At 47.7% G+C, this 18,878-nt stretch carries 20 protein-coding genes and 1 riboswitch; all 20 genes read right to left on the minus strand.

Annotated elements, in window-relative coordinates; all coding sequences use genetic code 11:
• Positions 1 to 108: 108 nt before the first annotated feature.
• Positions 109 to 366: a DUF1146 family protein gene (locus MKY87_RS12940; RefSeq protein WP_017691941.1), complete on the minus strand. Its 258-nt coding sequence runs from the start codon at positions 364 to 366 to the stop codon at positions 109 to 111.
• Between the two features lie 605 nt (positions 367 to 971).
• Positions 972 to 1,376 (minus strand): F0F1 ATP synthase subunit epsilon, encoded by a 405-nt coding sequence (locus MKY87_RS12945; protein ID WP_091036299.1) that lies wholly within the window; start codon positions 1,374 to 1,376, stop codon positions 972 to 974.
• Positions 1,377 to 1,438: 62 nt separating this feature from the next.
• Positions 1,439 to 2,842, minus strand: a complete 1,404-nt coding sequence (gene atpD / locus MKY87_RS12950) for a F0F1 ATP synthase subunit beta (RefSeq protein ID WP_047840699.1) — start codon at positions 2,840 to 2,842, stop codon at positions 1,439 to 1,441.
• Between the two features lie 95 nt (positions 2,843 to 2,937).
• Entirely contained in the window at positions 2,938 to 3,810 is an 873-nt protein-coding gene (atpG, locus tag MKY87_RS12955; RefSeq protein WP_076209796.1) for an ATP synthase F1 subunit gamma, read from the minus strand.
• A gap of 129 nt (positions 3,811 to 3,939) precedes the next feature.
• Positions 3,940 to 5,454 (minus strand): F0F1 ATP synthase subunit alpha, encoded by a 1,515-nt coding sequence (atpA, locus tag MKY87_RS12960; protein ID WP_047840700.1) that lies wholly within the window; start codon positions 5,452 to 5,454, stop codon positions 3,940 to 3,942.
• 16 nt (positions 5,455 to 5,470) lie between these two features.
• Positions 5,471 to 6,019, minus strand: coding sequence for a F0F1 ATP synthase subunit delta (locus MKY87_RS12965; RefSeq protein ID WP_036612565.1), 549 nt, complete (start codon positions 6,017 to 6,019; stop codon positions 5,471 to 5,473).
• Positions 6,016 to 6,504 carry a F0F1 ATP synthase subunit B gene (gene atpF, locus MKY87_RS12970; protein WP_036612568.1) on the minus strand — a complete coding sequence of 163 codons (489 nt, stop codon included), beginning with the start codon at positions 6,502 to 6,504 and terminating at the stop codon, positions 6,016 to 6,018. The genes MKY87_RS12965 and atpF overlap by 4 nt, the downstream gene beginning before the upstream one ends.
• A 113-nt stretch (positions 6,505 to 6,617) precedes the next feature.
• Positions 6,618 to 6,842, minus strand: a complete 225-nt coding sequence (gene atpE, locus MKY87_RS12975; protein WP_017691934.1) for a F0F1 ATP synthase subunit C — start codon at positions 6,840 to 6,842, stop codon at positions 6,618 to 6,620.
• 78 nt (positions 6,843 to 6,920) lie between these two features.
• Positions 6,921 to 7,739, minus strand: coding sequence for a F0F1 ATP synthase subunit A (gene atpB / locus MKY87_RS12980; RefSeq protein WP_091036293.1), 819 nt, complete (start codon positions 7,737 to 7,739; stop codon positions 6,921 to 6,923).
• 45 nt (positions 7,740 to 7,784) lie between these two features.
• Positions 7,785 to 8,162, minus strand: coding sequence for an ATP synthase subunit I (locus MKY87_RS12985; protein ID WP_062836961.1), 378 nt, complete (start codon positions 8,160 to 8,162; stop codon positions 7,785 to 7,787).
• A complete protein-coding gene (locus MKY87_RS12990; RefSeq protein WP_024632723.1) occupies positions 8,155 to 8,409 on the minus strand; it encodes an AtpZ/AtpI family protein in 255 nt (84 codons plus the stop codon). The genes MKY87_RS12985 and MKY87_RS12990 overlap by 8 nt, the downstream gene beginning before the upstream one ends.
• Before the next feature lie 186 nt (positions 8,410 to 8,595).
• A complete protein-coding gene (wecB, locus tag MKY87_RS12995; RefSeq protein ID WP_340964751.1) occupies positions 8,596 to 9,753 on the minus strand; it encodes a non-hydrolyzing UDP-N-acetylglucosamine 2-epimerase in 1,158 nt (385 codons plus the stop codon).
• Positions 9,754 to 9,803: 50 nt separating this feature from the next.
• Positions 9,804 to 10,433, minus strand: a complete 630-nt coding sequence (upp, locus tag MKY87_RS13000) for a uracil phosphoribosyltransferase (RefSeq protein ID WP_017691929.1) — start codon at positions 10,431 to 10,433, stop codon at positions 9,804 to 9,806.
• 426 nt (positions 10,434 to 10,859) lie between these two features.
• Positions 10,860 to 12,107 (minus strand): serine hydroxymethyltransferase, encoded by a 1,248-nt coding sequence (gene glyA, locus MKY87_RS13005; protein ID WP_340964753.1) that lies wholly within the window; start codon positions 12,105 to 12,107, stop codon positions 10,860 to 10,862.
• A gap of 255 nt (positions 12,108 to 12,362) precedes the next feature.
• Positions 12,363 to 12,956, minus strand: a complete 594-nt coding sequence (locus MKY87_RS13010; protein ID WP_076254013.1) for a TIGR01440 family protein — start codon at positions 12,954 to 12,956, stop codon at positions 12,363 to 12,365.
• 141 nt (positions 12,957 to 13,097) lie between these two features.
• Positions 13,098 to 13,179, minus strand: a riboswitch (ZMP/ZTP riboswitch).
• Between the two features lie 96 nt (positions 13,180 to 13,275).
• The gene (locus MKY87_RS13015) at positions 13,276 to 13,848 is read right to left on the minus strand and encodes a low molecular weight protein arginine phosphatase (protein WP_338588722.1); all 573 of its coding nucleotides are present in this window, start codon (positions 13,846 to 13,848) and stop codon (positions 13,276 to 13,278) included.
• 58 nt (positions 13,849 to 13,906) lie between these two features.
• The gene (locus MKY87_RS13020; RefSeq protein WP_338588723.1) at positions 13,907 to 14,467 is read right to left on the minus strand and encodes a manganese efflux pump MntP; all 561 of its coding nucleotides are present in this window, start codon (positions 14,465 to 14,467) and stop codon (positions 13,907 to 13,909) included.
• Between the two features lie 205 nt (positions 14,468 to 14,672).
• The gene (locus tag MKY87_RS13025; protein ID WP_445669419.1) at positions 14,673 to 15,845 is read right to left on the minus strand and encodes an L-threonylcarbamoyladenylate synthase; all 1,173 of its coding nucleotides are present in this window, start codon (positions 15,843 to 15,845) and stop codon (positions 14,673 to 14,675) included.
• Positions 15,846 to 16,109: 264 nt separating this feature from the next.
• Positions 16,110 to 16,769, minus strand: a complete 660-nt coding sequence (gene spoIIR, locus MKY87_RS13030) for a stage II sporulation protein R (RefSeq protein ID WP_340912361.1) — start codon at positions 16,767 to 16,769, stop codon at positions 16,110 to 16,112.
• Positions 16,770 to 17,424: 655 nt separating this feature from the next.
• Positions 17,425 to 18,645, minus strand: a complete 1,221-nt coding sequence (locus MKY87_RS13035) for an FtsW/RodA/SpoVE family cell cycle protein (RefSeq protein WP_340964755.1) — start codon at positions 18,643 to 18,645, stop codon at positions 17,425 to 17,427.
• Positions 18,646 to 18,878 lie beyond the last annotated feature (233 nt).

The raw sequence follows: 18,878 nt of genomic DNA on the forward strand, positions 1-18,878 counted from the left end.
ATTTCTTTACCGACAACTCATACTCTAATTGTTAACACAATTAATCGATGTTATTCGACAATGAGCAGCTTGAAGAACCTAACAGATGATTAACCAACCATCTCAACATTAAAACAAATTACGCAACATTTGAGTCCAGGACAAGTAGTCAATGACAAAGCCAGCAACGGCATGCCCCAAAATGATGGCGAGCAACAAATGCAACAGTCTTCCCTGAGCACCTCGTGGTTGCCTAATGATTAGATCCAGTTTGAGATTTGTCAAAGCCCACCAAGACAACGCTATACATAACAGGGAGACGATGATTGAGACCAAGCCATTGGTGCTTAACGCCTGGTTCACCTGATTCGTCAGATCAGTATCCATATATTCTTTACCTCCACATTTGTTGCAGCGATCAGCATATCATATGCCCGGCACCCATAACTTGTTAGTATACTGGAATGTCTTGAGCACAACATACTGAGCGTACTGTCAGATTTACTCCTGCCAGGCAGGAATCTCCTGATGCCCAATCACCGAGCAGCAACAATGCGGCTGTGCATGACTATGGAATCTACTACGCAGCTTCCTGCTTCTGCTGACTCTATGGAATATAGGCTCTTTCATCATACATTGTCAATTACATTGATTTCCACTTCTAAAATATTTTAATTTTAAAATGCCGGGATTTTGTGACTAAAACGACATAAAAGAGCGCTATTTCGATATCGATTCTGTCATTTCCTCGGAAATAATTTAAATTAATTCATGAAAAAAATGGTTCTCTTAGTGGTAAATGCGCCCACTACTTTAGTCCTACATTCTATTCAAATCCTCGTAATCGGTGAATATTTTGCTTAAATACTTCTGTTTACTGAAGGGAACTTATGGATTTGTGGTCAGCCATTTTAATATATTCGATAAAACAATTCTATCAAACAAACTCAAAAAAGCCCGGCAGACTAAGCCGCCGGGCTTCCAAGAATCGTTTATTTGCCGAACACATTAATCCGGTTAACCGCTTTTTGCAGCGCAATCTCTGCACGACGGTGATCAAAGTGGTCCTGATTGCTTTGGCTTGCAAGCCGACGTTCTGCCCGCTCTTTCGCCGCACGCGCACGATCCACATCAATGTTTTCCGGGAATTCAGCACTCTCTGCGAGTACAACAACCTTATCTTTACGTACTTCAATAAACCCGCCACCGATAGCAACTCGTTTATTTTCTTTTCCGTTATGGATATAGATCGGTGCAATCTGCAAAGGTGTAACCATAGGAATATGACCGGGCAGAATGCCCAGTTCCCCTTCAATACCACGAGCCGTAATGCTATTCACCTGTTCTGAATAGACCAAACGCTCAGGTGTTACGATTTCCAACAAAAAGGTGCTCAATTCCATCCCTCCTGAAATATCCGAAGGATAGCCCGCTTCATAAGGACAATCCTGGATTCAGACTAAACCAGTGTTTTGGCTTTCTCCACTGCCTCTTCAATTGTACCAACAAAGAGGAAAGCTGCTTCCGGAAGATCATCATACTTACCTTCGAGAATCTCTTTAAAGCTGCGCACCGTTTCTTTAACTGGAACGTATTTACCCGGAATACCGTTAAATGCTTCAGCAACGTGGAAAGGCTGGGACAAGAAACGTTGGATTTTACGAGCACGGTATACAAGCGCTCTGTCTTCTTCACTCAACTCGTCCATACCCAGGATTGCAATGATATCTTGCAATTCATTGTAACGTGCCAAGATACGTTTAACGCCTTGAGCTACGCTGTAGTGTTCTTCACCTACAACTTCAGGGGACAAGATCCGGGAGCTGGAAGCCAGTGGATCTACCGCAGGGTAGATACCCATCTCGGAAATTTTACGCTCCAAGTTCGTCGTTGCATCCAAGTGAGCAAACGTCGTTGCAGGAGCCGGGTCAGTGTAGTCATCCGCAGGCACGTAGATGGCCTGGATGGATGTTACAGAACCTTTTTTCGTTGATGTGATACGTTCTTGCAGTTGACCCATTTCTGTTGCCAGCGTAGGTTGGTAACCTACCGCGGAAGGCATACGTCCAAGCAAGGCAGATACTTCTGAACCCGCTTGGGTGAAACGGAAGATATTATCGATAAAGAGCAACACGTCACGGCCTTCTTCATCACGGAAGTATTCCGCCATCGTCAGACCTGTGAGGGCTACACGAAGACGTGCGCCTGGAGGCTCGTTCATTTGTCCGAAGACCATTGCTGTTTTGTTGATAACGCCAGAATCACTCATCTCGTGATACAAGTCATTACCTTCACGTGTACGCTCACCAACACCCGCAAATACGGAGATACCACCGTGCTCTTGTGCGATGTTGTTGATCAATTCTTGAATGGTTACCGTCTTACCTACACCGGCACCACCGAAGAGACCGATTTTACCACCTTTAGCGTAAGGAGCGAGCAAGTCGATAACTTTGATTCCTGTCTCCAGCATCTCTGCTTGGGTAGTCAGTTCATCAAACGCAGGTGCTGAACGGTGAATCGGGTTCTTGTGCTCAGCAGCTACAGCACCGCCAGTATCAATTGCTTCGCCGAGTACGTTAAATACACGACCCAGTGTTGCTTCTCCAACGGGTACAGAGATTGGTGCTCCTGTATCTAAAGCTTCCATACCACGAACAAGTCCATCCGTGGAGGACATCGCAATACAACGTACTCGGTTGTCACCCAGATGTTTCGAAGCTTCGAGTGTAAGGTTTACACTAACGCCGCTCTCACTTACTGTAGTGATCGTAATGGCATTGAGGATTTCCGGCAGACCGCCGCGATCAAACTCGACGTCAACAACCGGACCCATGATGCTCACAACGCGTCCTTTGTTCATCTTAACGTTCCCCTCCTACAAGCCTGCTACTTTTGCAAAAATAATGTACCGTTCGTTTATCTTTGCTCTGCAAGCCTTCATTAATAAAAAAACGGTTAGCCTTGTGCTGCGTTGGCACCTGCCACAATTTCCGTAATCTCCTGCGTAATCGCCGCTTGACGGGCACGGTTATAGGTCAATGACAAGTCGTTAATGAGTTTGGATGCATTTTTGGTTGCATTACCCATTGCCGTCATTTTCGCACCCAGCTCACTTGCCTTACCGTTCAGAAGTGCACCATAGATCAGCGTTTCCGCGTAACGCGGAAGCAAAACCTCCAGTACAGCTTCAGCAGACGGCTCGTATTCGTAGCTTGCCGTTGGTCCTTCCGCAGCAGTTACCTCAGGTGTTTCCATCGGAAGAAGTTTTTCTACCGTAGGAATCTGGGTCAACGCATTCACAAAGCGGTTATAACAAATGTACAATTCATCAAATTCAGCCAGTTCAAACCCATGAACAGCTTCGTGTGCGATGGATTTGATGTCTGCAAATGAAGGCGAATCCGACAGATCCGTTGTTGTGGATGCCATCGCCATTTCACGACGTCTGAAGTAATCGCGTCCTTTACGTCCAATGACGAACAATTCGTAGTCATCCTGGGAGTTGTGGCGCTCTTTGAGCGTCTGATTAACCTGACGCAAAACGTTCGCATTGTATCCACCTGCAAGACCACGGTCCGATGTAATGATCAGATAAGCTGTCTTTTTGACCGGACGGCTCTCCAGCATCGGATGCTGTATACCTTGCGTGCTTGATGCAATACTAGCTACAACTTCTTTCAGTTTCTCCGAATAAGGACGGGCTGCTTCCGCTTTTTCCTGCGCTTTACGCAGTTTTGCAGCAGCTACCATCTCCATTGCTTTGGTGATCTGCTTGGTGCTTTGTACGCTTTTAATTTGCCGCTTAATTTCGCGCATGCCTTTTGCCATGATTTCACCACCTTAAAGTTTTGACAGAGTCAAAACTACATCGTAAGCATCATCTTTTTTGACAGAGTCAAAGTATTACATGCAGACATGCGGAATCGGTTAGACAACTCCGCACCTGCAATCATTTATTTAGACAGAGACAGCAAAGCTCTTTCTGAACTTCTCAATTGCACCTTTCAGTGCATTTTCGTTGTCTGCAGTCAATTCTTTAGTATCACGGATGGATGCAAGAATCTCCGGATGGCTGCTCTCCATGAACGCGAGGAACTCACGCTCGAAACGAGTAACATCACCTGTTGGAATCTCATCCAGGAATCCTTTAACCGCAGTGTACAAGCTGACAACCTGTTGTTCTACAGGCAGAGGCTGGTTAACACCTTGCTTCAGGATTTCCATCATACGCGCACCACGATTCAGGCGGGCCTGAGTCGCTTTATCCAGATCGGAACCGAACTGGGAGAACGCTTGAAGCTCACGATATTGAGCGAGGTCGAGACGCAGGGAACCTGCAACCTTTTTCATCGCTTTGATCTGAGCAGAACCACCGACACGAGATACGGAAATACCTACGTTGATCGCCGGGCGTTGTCCAGCATTGAACAAGTCAGCTTCAAGGAAGATTTGTCCGTCCGTGATGGAGATTACGTTCGTTGGAATGTATGCAGATACGTCGGAAGCTTGTGTTTCAATAAACGGAAGTGCGGTTAAAGAACCACCACCAAGTTCATCATTCAGCTTCGCAGCACGCTCCAGCAAACGGGAGTGCAGGTAGAAGACGTCACCCGGATAAGCCTCACGGCCCGGTGGACGACGAAGCAACAAGGAAAGCTCACGATATGCAGAGGCTTGTTTGGTCAAGTCATCATAGATAACCAGAACGTGCTCGCCTTTGTACATGAAGTACTCACCCATCGAACAACCGGAATACGGTGCGATGTACAAGAGTGGTGATGGATCGGAAGCTGCTGCAGTTACAACGATTGTGTACTCCATTGCGCCTTTACGACGAAGAGTTTCCACAACTTGAGCAACCGTAGACTGTTTCTGACCAATAGCCACATAGATACACTTCATGCCGCTACCTTTTTGGTTCAGGATCGCATCAATTGCGATGGATGTTTTACCTGTTTGACGGTCACCGATGATCAACTCACGTTGTCCACGACCGATTGGCACCATTGCATCAATGGCTTTGATCCCTGTTTGCATCGGCTCATGAACCGATTTACGATCCATTACGCCTGGTGCTTTACCTTCAACCGGACGGAATTCCGTTGTAGCGATTGGCCCTTTGCCATCTACAGGAATACCGAGCGGGTTCACAACGCGTCCAATCAATGCTTCGCCTACAGGCACTTGCATGATTTGACCAGTACGTTTCACTTGGTCACCTTCACGAATATCGTAGTAAGGTCCCAGGATAACGACACCGACATTGCTTTCTTCGACGTTCATGGCGAGTCCCATAACACCGCTTGGGAATTCAACCAACTCGTTGGACATGACGTTCTCAAGTCCGTAAACACGAGCGATACCATCACCAACCTCGATTACCGTTCCGACTTCGACTACATCGATATCGGTCTTGTATTGTTCGATTTGGCTCTTAATTAATGTACTGATTTCTTCTGGTTTGATACTCAAGTGTCCTCACCCCAATCTACTGTACTCGTCTGTTAAAAGACTGCTCAAGACGTTCGAGCTTGCCAGCCAAGCTGCCGTCATAGATCGTATCGCCAATGGCGACTTTCAATCCGCCCAGCAGAGTCGGATCAACAATGTTCTCGATACGAATCTTTTTATTCACACGGCCACCGAATTCACGGGCTACCGCTTCTTTTTCTTCATCATTCAACGCATAAGTCGAGTAGACACGTGCATCTGCGATGCCTAGCGACTCACCTTGGATCTTCCGATAATCATTCAGCAAGTCTCCCAGCAATTCAACGCGTCCGCGCTCAATCAACAACAAGACTGTACGAAGGACTGAATCGGATACCTTGCCATCAAGACTTGAGTGAATCACGTTCTGCTTGGCTTCATCAGAAATATTAGGGGATACGATAAATTTCTCGATATCTGCATCTCCGGTCAATGCACTGACTACTGCAACCAGTTCCTGTTCAACCTCAAGCACCTGCTGTTGCTGAAGAGCAACTTCGAACAATGCTTTCGCATAACGCTTGGCAACAATCGTATCGCGGCTCATTGTCGGCCTCCTACCTCATTGAGGTATTGGTTCACAAGCTCTTCTTGTGCAGGACCGTTCTCAACTTCTTTTTTAATCAACTTGGATGCAATCTGAACGGAAGCTGTACCCAGTTCGCTGCGAAGTGCTGCGACTGCTTTGTTCTTCTCGCTCTCAATTTCGCGTACTGCATCGTCTTTAAGACGATTAGCTTCAGCTTTTGCATCAGCCAAAATCGATTCAGCTTGTTTGCCACCCGTTTGTTTGGACTGTTCAATGATGTCGTAAGCATCTTGACGTGCTTGCTCAAGAGCTTGTTTTTGTTCCTCCACATAGGCAATGGCCTGTTCCCGAGTCTGTGCAGCCTCATTCATCTGCGTCATCACGAGTTCACGACGTTTTTCCATAATGGAGAACAAAGGCCCGAAGGCATAACGGCTAAGCAGCCAATATAAAATTGCAAATGCAACAATCGCAAGAAGCGTATTTTCCCATATGAAACTCAATCTGTTCACTCCTTCCTGGAGGTATCCTTGAAACGTCATCCGTTAGAACGGACATTACCTAAAAAGAAGGCGCGGATGGCTATGGCCTTCCCCGCCAAACCTTTAAAATTTAATTAAGCCATACCGTAGAACATGAACGCGAGTACCACACCGATGATCGGCAATACCTCGATCAAACCTACACCGATAAACATTGTTGTTTGAAGAGTGGATTTTGCTTCCGGTTGACGGGCAATACCTTCCACCGTTTTGCTGATTACCATACCGTTACCAATACCTGCGCCAAACGCGCCCAGTCCTGCAACAATTGCTGCTGCGATTAATGCCATTGCTCCCATTTGTATATCCTCCTTAAAATGATAAATCGAATTTTTTATTGTTCAGCCTGGTGAAGAAATCTTCGTAGGGCTTGAAACTTAATGCTCGTCGTGCGTCTCGATGCTCTGTGAAATGTACACCATCATCAAGATAACAAACACAAATGCCTGGATCGCGCCGATAAAGATACTGAAGCCTTGCCACACCATTAGTAGCGGAATCGCTGCAATAGCACCAAACACTTTAAATGTGGTCAGTTTCAGGATCGTTGCGATCAGTACCTCACCCGCGAAGATATTCGCGAATAGACGCATACCGTGTGTCAACAGCTTGGATGCCGTCTCAATCAAGTTGATTGGCAAGAACAAGGCGAATGGCTTAAGGTAATGCTGGAGATATCCTTTTGTGTTGCGGAACAATCCCAGTCCATGAGATACAAGGAACGCTACGAGAGCGAGTCCCATCGTTACAGACAAATCGGCTGTTGGTGATTTCCACCAAGCCAGTTCAACGTGTGGGTGTGCTTCAGGGTCCTTGGCATGCGCTTCTTCAAACGCCTCCACCGCTGTAACAATCGGCTTACCGAATACCTGTGCCTGACTAACATCTGTTACTTCAGATACAGCTACGAGCGGAAGGCCGAGCATATTCCCTACAAAAATGAACATAATCATGGAAAGAGCGAGAGAGATAAAATGTTTACCTTTCTTCATATCCATTGTGCTGGAAATCAGATTGCGGACGAATTCTACTGCCCACTCCATAAAATTTTGCAGCTTGCCGGGATTTTCAACGGATAATCTCCGTGTTGCCAGTACAGCAAAAATAAAAACAATTGCACCTGTAACTACCAGCATCAACAGAACCGATAGATCCAGTCGAAATCCGCCAAGCATAATAATTGGAGCTTCATGCATATTTTTCTCACCCCTTTCTCGACTTGAAAGCTGCAGCCCTTAACATCATTCTGCTCTGCGGGAATGGACAATCCCTATAATCAGTAAGGAAAATTGTGCAATGACGAGACCGCCTGCAACCGCATATGTATTGAAGTACTGCGGAAAGCGCATCGATATGAATATACCGAGCACAGCGAGTGCCGCTCTTGTCAAAAATCCCAGGTTCACACGCTTCAAGTTACCTTCTGCCGCATCATCAGACATTTTCCTTACTTTGTAGCCCAAGTAAAATGCATTGATCCAGCTAATTCCTGTACCCAGGGCTAGTCCCAAAGCAATTGTCTCCACACGTGGCATAAAGGCCGCTGCGAGAAAACAAATCATAAGAAAGTACATGATGAAAACAGTCATCGATCTGCGGTATCTGGTTAGTTCACTCATCACTTTCCCCCATGAATTTTTTCGCGATAAAGTAGATGCTTACACCGCCTGCCGCAAGAAAAAAGAGAACGCTTACGGCGATCCATATTCCGTTACCTCCGATGGTCTTGTCCAACCAGGAGCCAGCGTAATATCCGGCAACAGCGAGAATGGCAATCTCGATCCCAAAAGCTGTCACGAGTCCCATCGCTTTCCATACATTATCGTCATGGTTACGGGATGAATTTGGTTTGTTCGAATCGGCCATTTTCCACGCCACCCTTGCAATCCCAGTTAATTTTACTGAATGATGAGAGCCTTTGTCAATTGAATGATTTTAGCGTTTTAAAGGGGAAAACGACGGGAATACAGACCCTCAAAGCCCATAAACCCGCGTAAACCGTACAGTTTAACTGTATGCTATGCCCTTTATAAATCCGTCAGAAAAATTGTATTATTTTTTGAATTTTCTGTGAAATGATTCCGGACGCTCACTATTTACACCAAAATGGTGCAGAATCGCATTGACAATTCTTTCCGAAGCATGTCCATCACCGTATGGATTGGCAGCCTGACTCATGCTTGCATACAGGGTTTTGTCTGTAAGCAGAGCTTTGGTCCGTTCATACACACGTTCCTCTTCGGTACCTACCAGTTCCAGCGTTCCGGCTTCAATACCTTCCGGGCGTTCTGTTGTATCGCGCAATACGAGCACAGGCACACCAAACGAAGGTGCTTCTTCCTGCAAACCGCCTGAATCGGTCAAAATCAAGTGAGTGTGCGGGTAAAAGTTATGCAAATCCACCACGTCTAGTGGATCAATTAATTGAATACGGGGATGATTCCCCAAAATCGCGTGAGCCGGCTCCTTCACAGCAGGACTTGGATGCACCGGGTACACGATGGCAATATCTTCAAATTCGTCGGCAATCCGTTTGACGGCCTGGAAAATGTTGCGGTGAGGCTCGCCTTGAGATTCACGGCGATGAGCTGTCATCAGCACAAGGCGTTTGCCTTGGGCCCAATCAAGTACCGGGTGTGTGTAGTCCTCCCGTACTGTATATTGAAACACATCTGTTACCGTGTTGCCTGTGACGTACGTACTAGACTCCGATTTATTTTCTTTGGCAAGATTGGAAGAAGACCAATCCGTAGGCGCAAAGTGCAGATCAGCCAGTACTCCCGTCAGCTGACGGTTCATCTCTTCCGGATATGGAGACAACTTGTTCCACGTCCGCAGCCCCGCTTCCACATGCCCTACCTGAATCTGTTGCAGGAATGCTGCATAGCTCGCCACAAAGGTAGTTAATGTATCCCCGTGGACCAGCACAATATCCGGCTTAGATTCAGCTAACACCGGTTCCAGACCACCAAGCACACGAATTGTGATTTCATTCAATGTCTGACGGTCCTTCATCACATCCAGATCATAATCGGGATGAATGTCGAAAACTTCAAGTACCTGATCCAACATCTGGCGATGCTGCGCAGTTACGCAAACAATAGATTCAATAGACTCAGGGTGTTTTTGCAATTCCAAAATAAGCGGAGCCATCTTGATGGCTTCCGGACGCACCCCGAAGATCGTCATGACTTTAATTTTGTTGGACATTCGAGCAAAGCCCCTTTTCTATAAGTTCCGATTACAAGCATGCGATATGCTTATTTAGTGCCGTATAGACGGTCTCCTGCATCTCCAAGCCCTGGAACGATATAACCATGATCATCCAGACGGTCGTCCAATGCTGCTACATAGATGTCCACATCGGGATGTGCATCTTGCACAGCTTTTACGCCTTCCGGTGCTGCCACCAGGTTCATCATCTTGATTTGGGTACAACCACGTTTTTTGAGCACGTCAATAGCTGCAATTGCCGAACCACCCGTTGCCAGCATCGGATCAATTACAATCAATTGACGCTCTGTTACGTCTGTAGGCAGTTTGGTGTAGTATTCTACCGGTTGCAATGTTTCCGGGTCACGGAACAGACCAACATGTCCAACTTTTGCCGCTGGCAACAATTTCACAACGCCATCCAGCATTCCGAGTCCTGCACGCAAAATCGGCACCAGTCCGAGCATACGTCCAGAGATGACTTTACCTTGTGTTGCAGCTACAGGTGTCTGTACATCAATCGTTTCCAGTTCAACATCTCTTGTAATCTCATAAGCCATCAACGTTGCTACTTCATCCACCAATTCACGAAAATCTTTCGTATTCGTACGCATGTCGCGTATAAACGTCAGTTTGTGTTGAATCAAAGGGTGATCACATATTACTAATTTTCCCATCTAATTTGTCCCTCCGGTAAGTTCTTCATGTTAAGCATTTCCAAATATACCTAGCCACCATTCATGGGCTCGATAAATCCTGTATATTATATCATCACCAACAACGAATTACACCATCAAAGGGCACCCAATCATTACAGATTACCGAATCCTATAAAAAACAGGACCGGAAAATGATCCATCCGGTCCTGTTTTGCTCTTGCTGTTATGTCGTTGAGTATGTTCAAAAACGTGTAAACACTAATGGTGCTCCGCAAACCGAATGACCTTCCGATCGCTGTTATCCCCAGATTTCTTTGATCCAATTATAATTGTTGAAATCTGGGGATAAAGGCGAGCGCTACGCTTCTTCAGGTTCTTTCGGTTTGCTCCGCCTGCGTGTGTACATTAAGAACACTCAAATACAAACACCATTAGCAAAGTTTTTTAGTATTTAAGATCGGTATAGAGCGGGAATTGGTCTGTCAGTGCAGTCACTTCTGCACGAGCTTCTTCCAACTTCGCTGTATCTTTTGGATTTTTCAGCGTTTTGGCAATAATCTTACCGATCGCTACCATCGCTTCTTCGTTCATGCCACGGGAAGTTGCAGCAGGTGTACCAATTCGAATACCGCTCGTTACAAACGGGCTTGTAGGGTCGAATGGAATTGCATTTTTGTTCACGGTAATACCGATGGAATCAAGCACATGCTCAGCTTCCTTACCAGTGATGTTCACACTGCGTGTATCGATCAGCATCAAGTGGTTATCTGTACCACCGGATACGATGTTCAATCCTTCAGCGATCAGTGTTTCAGCCAGAACCTGTGCGTTTTTCACAACGTTCTGTGCATATGTTTTGAACGAAGGCTGCAAAGCTTCTCCGAATGCTACCGCTTTGGAAGCGATCACGTGCATCAGAGGTCCACCTTGGGAACCAGGGAATACGGCTTTATCAATCGCTGCTGCCCACGCTTTACGGCACAGAATCATACCACCACGAGGTCCACGCAGCGTTTTGTGTGTTGTTGTTGTTACGAAATGCGCATGTGGAACCGGGTTTGGATGCAAACCAGCAGCAACCAGTCCTGCGATGTGAGCCATGTCCACCATGAACAAAGCGCCTACATCATTGGCGATGGAAGCCAGCTTTTCAAAATCAATGGTACGCGGATATGCACTTGCACCAGCAACGATCAGACGAGGACGGTGTTTGAAAGCCGCTTTGCGTACTTCATCATAATCAATCAGGAATGTATCTTCCTGTACGCCGTATGCTACGAAGTTGTACAGCAAACCGGATGCGTTAACCGGACTACCGTGTGTGAGGTGTCCACCATGGGCAAGGTTCATACCGAGTACAGTATCACCAGGTTTCAACGCTGCAAGATATACTGCCATGTTCGCTTGTGCACCGGAGTGAGGTTGAACATTCACGTGTTCTGCTCCGAACAATTCTTTTGCACGATCACGCGCGATGTCTTCAACGATGTCCACATGCTCACAACCGCCATAGTAACGTTTGCCTGGATATCCTTCAGCGTACTTGTTGGTCAGAACAGATCCCAATGCTTCGATTACTGCTTCACTTACGATGTTCTCGGATGCAATCAGTTCGATGTTGTTCTGTTGACGTTTCAGTTCAAGATTCATCGCTTCCAGTACTGCCGGGTCATTCTTGCGCAATTGTTCCATGATTAAATTCCTCCCAGTTTATAAGTGAATTTATAAAGTGAAACTAATGTTTACACGAAAACGGCGAGTGCAACACCAATCTGAAGAAACGAAGTGGTCGCCAAAAAGCTTTCTTTAGAAAGCTACTCCGGAAGCATAGGCTATCACCGGATTTCCCCTTTAAATAGGGAATAAAAAATCTGGGGATAACAGCGATCGGAAGATGGTGATGCAATCAAAGTCAGGAGTGTAACCCAATTAGTCTCGCTTTATATGTTAGTCACAAAATGTCGAATCTGGTTGTTCTTCCATACGATACACCGCGCGTTCGCCGCCAATCAACTTCGGACGAGTCAACGCTGTGGTCACACGTGCATCTCCAACATAGCGGAGCGCTGTACGATAGGGTACGGCTACATGCCGGAGATGCATCCCAATCATCGTCTCCCCAATGTCCAGTCCCGCATGGGCCTGCACATGTTCAGCCAGGCATGGATCGGTCAGCGAACGATATGCTGCGGATGCCATTGAACCTCCGGCCTTGGGCACGGGTACTGCACCAACCTCGGTCAATCCAAGACGAGTAAGCACAGAACGCTCCATTACCAGCGCACGGTTCAGATGCTCACAACATTGGAATACCGTGTCAAAACCGAATTCCTCCTGCACCTCGCGTATACCCGCAAGAAGCTGCTGTGCCACTTCAATGGCACCACTCGTACCAATCCGAGCGCCTGCGACTTCACTTGTGCTTGTACCGATCACAACGATCTGTCCAGGCCCAAGCTGTCCGGCAAGCGCCAGTTCATGCAGAATAGACGCGGTCTGTTCCTGCAATCCGGGTTGTTCCGAATCTAACTCTATAGTCATCCTATCATCGCCTCCCGATAAAATCATGCCCGCTTTCTCTTGGTTGTCCTTCGTATTCTTGCACGGCATCTCAGGTACTATTATAGCGAATAATCAGATGAAAGACGAAAAAAAGAGCAGTCTGCGGGTAACGCAGAATTGCTCTTTTGCCCAGGCGACCGGCCGTTTGTTCCGGTGCTCCATCGTGGTTATGCCCACTTCGTCGCCAGTTACACCGGATCCCTGTTTTCCCCTTCATCATAAAACAACCCGCGGCTAAAATCAACGGTTAATTTACATCACGTGTCCTATTTCTATAACCTGCCTCGCAGGATCAGAATTATCTCAGCTTATCCAAAAGCCGGTCCAATGCCGTCCGAATCTCAGCTGCAGCTATATTGTAATCATCACGACTTCCCCCAAACGGATCAGAGATGTCGAAACTTGGAATTCGTTGTCTAATCTCAATGGCTCGCTCCCGCTCCGATGCCAGGATCTCTTGCCCAAGGGCACGTTTCATCTCCAGCGTTGCAAACAGGCTGTCCAACTCCTGGACATCACTTAATACCTGTTCATCATCCTCCACATATTCTTTCAATGTATAGGTTTTGTGGACTGAATCGGGAAAAACCTGCATGACATGCTGCTTGTGACTCCGTGTTAATGTTAGAACCAGATCGGCCCAACCTACCAGGTTAGAGCTAAGTTGTGTGGAATGAGGTGGACCTTCAACGTTATGATCTCTCAAAACCGCTTCAGCATGACGAGAGATCGGCATACCCGACGTTGCTGCCACACCTGCGGAACGAACTTCTACCTGAATGCCACGCTCCGATGCCAGTTTTCGCAAAAGCCCCTCTGCCATGGGGCTGCGGCACGTATTTCCTGTACATACGAATAAAATATGTTTCATTGTGTTAGCCTCCCCATTTTACATATGATGCGAATGATATGATATCTCAAGTTTTATTCTAAAATATAAACAAAAGTCCAAACGCAAGCAAGATTGCGCCACCAATAGCTTCGCCGTAATCCCCGAGATTCTGACTCACCCGACGGCCTAATAGCAGACCCATAACCGACATCACCCCGCCACAAAAGCCGAAAGCAAGTACGGTTAAGATCAGATCACTGCTAAACATCCCTAAGGAAACGCCAACGGAGAACGAATCCACACTTACACTGAGGGAGAACAAAACAACGCCGAGCAGGGAACGGTGGTCCACCAGCTTAGTATCGCCTTCACGGAATGCATTCAGAATCATATGAGCACCCAGCAAAACAAGTAATCCACCTGCCGCATATGTTGTAATGTCACCGAGCAGGGAGCTGACGTATTTGCCCATATACATGCCGATGAGCGGCATGATGATATGAAATAGCGCCGTTACAATACTGATTCGCAATACATCCCTCAGCCGAATGCCCTTCATGCCAATTCCGATTCCGAGTGAGAAGGCATCGAGGCCAAGCGCAACAGCCATGATCAAAATGGTTACCAACTGCCCTACATGGGCAGACACATCCCACATCCCCATACCCCCAAGTCACGTAAAGGTTCTTGTACACGATATGCGGACAAGGACCTAAACATGACCGATGAAAGGCAAACGGCGGCGACGGATCTACTCGATATCCGTGGTGCATAAAGCTAGATTGGCGTGAAAGTGGATATGGTGGTTTATTGATTGTTTTGAAAAAGAGTACGTAGCTCTCCTGATATATGATCAGGGGAGGTTAAGAGGGTTGCTGGTTGCCAACTTGTATGAGTTGGTTCCCCGCAGCCTTGAGCAGCCGATTCATGACGGCTGCTCCCAGCCCTTCGCGTGAGCAGGCTTCAGCCACAATATATGTGGCGCCTTGCTCATCGCAGCTGCGCAGCGCGGCGTATAGCCTGCGCGCTGCTTCCTCCAGCTCGCTGGCGTCGCCCAGCGAGAACACGGCATCGGCGCGGTACTGCTCCGCGTGCTCGGCGAACGCCAGCACCGCGGTGCGCTCTCCGCGCTGCGCCGCCTCTGCGAGGGCGGCGCTGATCCAGGCCGCCACCGCTGCGGGCGGCCCCTCTATCACGCACAGCGCCCCTGCGGGTGCGTAGTGCGTGTACTTCATGCCCGGCGAGCGCGGCGCCTGGCTGCCCACGCCATCGGCCCCCTCCGCGAGTAGCGCGGGGTCCGTGGCGACACGGGCGGCAACGGCGGACAGTTGTTCCGCCGTAATGCCGCCAGGGCGCAGGATGGTGACGGTACCGTCGTCACCGACCTGCACCACCGTGGACTCGACGCCCACCCCGGTGGGGCCGCCGTCCACGATGCCGCCGATGCGGCCATCCAGATCCTCGCGCACATGAGACGCGAGTGTCGGGCTTGGCCGCCCGGAGCGGTTGGCGCTTGGCGCAGCCACAGGGCATGCCGCCGCCGCGATCAACTGCAAGGCCACCGGATGGTCCGGCATGCGCACGGCCACCGTGTCCAAACCGGCGGTGACACGCGGGGACACCGCCCCCGGCCTAACCGGCAGCACCAGCGTCAGTGGTCCCGGCCAGAAGGCCGCCATCAGCGCTTCCGCCGTTTCATTCACTTCCGTGACCAGAGTATCCAACTGGTCACGGTGCGCGATATGCACAATCAGTGGATTGTCGGAAGGTCGGCCTTTGGCGACAAATACAGCCTCCACGGCTGCCGTGCTACGCGCATCAGCACCCAAGCCATAGACCGTCTCGGTCGGAAAGGCCACCGTCTGACCTTGACGAATGCAGGCTGCGGCAGCCTGCAAGTCGGCGAGCGCCTGTTGATCGGCGCTCCCCTTTTTCACATCCAACATTTCAATATTACCCAATCCGTGATCGTTCTCAGCGCTCACCAAGACGCGTACATCCCACATCTCAGTGACCAGCTCTCCCGGAACTTTCATATCACGTTCTTCTCTACCATCCCTCATCTCAGAGGTGTGTTGCAATGGTTCGTTTTCTCTGCTCATATATCATCATTCCTAAACTTCAAGTAGGTTAGTTCATATCCATATTCAATATAAGTAATTATAACATACCTGTACCGCCTCGGATGCCCTTCACACTTCACTCCACGCATAAGTCTCGCTATATCCTCGCCACTAATTCATATCAAAAGGGCAGCTCCCTGAATCGAAGTCGCCCTTATTCATAGTATAAATTCGTTGTTATGCGAACAATCCAGTTATCCAACTCCACAGTTTCACAGCCATATCCCACAGAAAGAATCTTGCTTCCGGTGTATCTCCCTGCACAGATGCCTCTGCATCTCCAGGTTCAGCTGCAGCGGCCGATACCGTTGAAGGTTTCGCCAGGGCATCCCCAGTCCCTGCATCAATGAAGCACAGCGGCGGGAACAACACACACCACCAGTTCTGACCTTTTCCTTCGCCCAGCGTAATCCGAACCGCTTCATAATCTCCGGCAGGATACACAGTTCCTCCATATAGTTTGGTCGGGAACGGAACGGAACCCAGCTCCACCTGATACTCATAATTTAAACCGCGACTGGCCAACTCTTCTCCTACTCTATTTTCAATCTCGGACAAATGCTCACGAATAACCTTGCGCGCTTCATCCAGACTTTGCGGATTCTCCAGTTCGGCTACCCACTCGCCCATCTGAGCAACGACAGCATCCCGAATCTCACGTTTCACCAATTGATCTCCCGGTGCATCCGAGTTTGCTAGAATGCGCAAGCGAATCGATTGTTCCGGAATTGCTGTGGCCGCCACAGCTGCATCCGTTTTCTGACCTTCCCACATCATGATAATCATCATAAGACATACAATAATAAGTCCAATTTGCTTTACAATTCTTCTGCTCATTACGTTCTCCCCCTCGGCTCTCTGATCACGTTGCCTGCAACTCTCTCATGTCTATCAGTATGCCCCAGAGAATCGGAAGTAAACCTAGCATTTGCAATAAATCTACTAGAGTTTGTTCAAAAAGCCTCGAAACCTGCGCTGGTTGACCTTGGGCGAATGACTCTCGTGAATGACCAGTCGATGTTCTAAGGAACCCAGGACACCTTATTTGGCCTTCAGGTCTTCTTTTGAAACTGTAAGGAACACCAGACACGTTATTTCCCAAAATCATCTGACCAACAAGCTACAAAAGGCTGTTTATGCTGACATAACGTGTCTCAGATTCCTTAGCTTTCTCCGGGCACTTCGAATCCCCCGTATAAGCGGTGTCAGGTTCGTTAGCTCCTAGCAGCTGCACCTGAAATCCACACCATGCTTAACACTCTGTTCCCGAATCTTTCAGGTACATCTCTGCTTACGACTTGCTTGAAGACACCCTCTGCATTGATTCTCTCTTTTCTCTTTCTCTTCTCCCATCTCTCATTCACACTTTCTCACCCATCATGTTAAAAAGGCTGATCTGCACCTGGTTTCAGGGCAAATCAACCTCTTCATTCCTACGAACGATTACGTTATAAGTCCCACCACTTTACTTTTCACTGCACCGACTCAACAGTTACACAGCACTTTTCTCTTTCTTGAGCATATTCCATAAACGTTCCGACAACCGGGGTTGCTGCTCCCCCATCAGAAGTTCATCCTCCTCTTCCTGTCCATACAACTTAATGCTCATGACCACCCCAATACAAGCCATATTAATGAGCAAAGAAGTGCCGCCGTAACTGATGAACGGCAACGTAATACCTGTGAGCGGCATCAGTCCGAGGAAAGCCCCCACGTTCTCAAATACCTGATACAATAACATTCCGATAATACCTACAATGATGACGGGTCCCGCGCGATCTCTACAAGTCAGAGCAATCAGCACCATACGTTGAATCAGAATAAAGTACAACAAAATCAGTACGGATGCACCAACAAAGCCAAACTCCTCTGCAATTACAACAAAAATGGAATCAGAATACGTATAGGGGACTCGTCCACTCTGAACGGATGTTCCTTGCAAATAACCCTTGCCCATGATGCCCCCTGAACCGATGGCTAAACCTGCATTTTTCGTATGCCAGGAAGCTTTGGAGGTAGCCTTTTCCGGTACAAGCCAGGGATCAATTCGCTCCGCCCAATGCTCCCTTTTTATCTTTTCAAGAAAGGTGAACACTTCATCATGGTAGAAAGTATAGGCTTTAACAAAGCCAAAAAACGCCACGCCCACAATCGCCAGTGCAATCAATGCGTGCTTCAACCTCATATTCCCGATCCAGAAAACTGCAGCCAGAATCACCACATACCCCAGGGCATTCCCCAAATCATTCTGAGCCATAACAAGGGCAAACGGAATAAACGTCCAGCAGCCAATCGGCACAATATCTCTCCAAAATTTCAGCGTGCCTCGTTGTCTCTTCACAATCAAATGGGCGAGGAACAGAATCAGAATCATCTTGAACAGCTCTGCCGGTTGAAAAGAAAAGTTATCGCCCAGCTTTAGCCAACCGTTGGCGTTATTGATCGAACTTCCCAGGACATTGGCCAGGATCAGTAGTATAATTCCCAAGCCATACAAATAAAACGCATATTTCACGTATAACTTGTAATTCACAAGCCCAATCACAAGCACCGCAATGAACCCGGCCACATAGAAATAAATCGTTTTGACATGATGATTCGCCAGTTTGGCATCTGTCTGCGTTCCGCTATAGATCGCAAATACACTAATAATCATGAGCAACAGCATTACGAAGAGAATCACACCGTCCATCTTTTTCAACATTCTCACCATGACCCCGTCCATCCCCCTGAATCTAGCATTCTATGATTTCCAATTGAACTCAATATTACCATTGTATATAATTGGATAATAAAATGGAAATCTGGATCGCTTCAGGTTAAAAAAGTGAACTATTCAATGGCCTGAATTACACCGTAAAAACAATAAAAACCCCAAAACATCCACCCCAATGTGACTTGGGCTGATCTGTTCCAGGGTTCTATAGTTATCTAGCTTATATACAT

The organism is Paenibacillus sp. FSL R7-0198 (assembly GCF_038000415.1).
In the GTDB taxonomy this organism is placed as follows: domain Bacteria; phylum Bacillota; class Bacilli; order Paenibacillales; family Paenibacillaceae; genus Paenibacillus.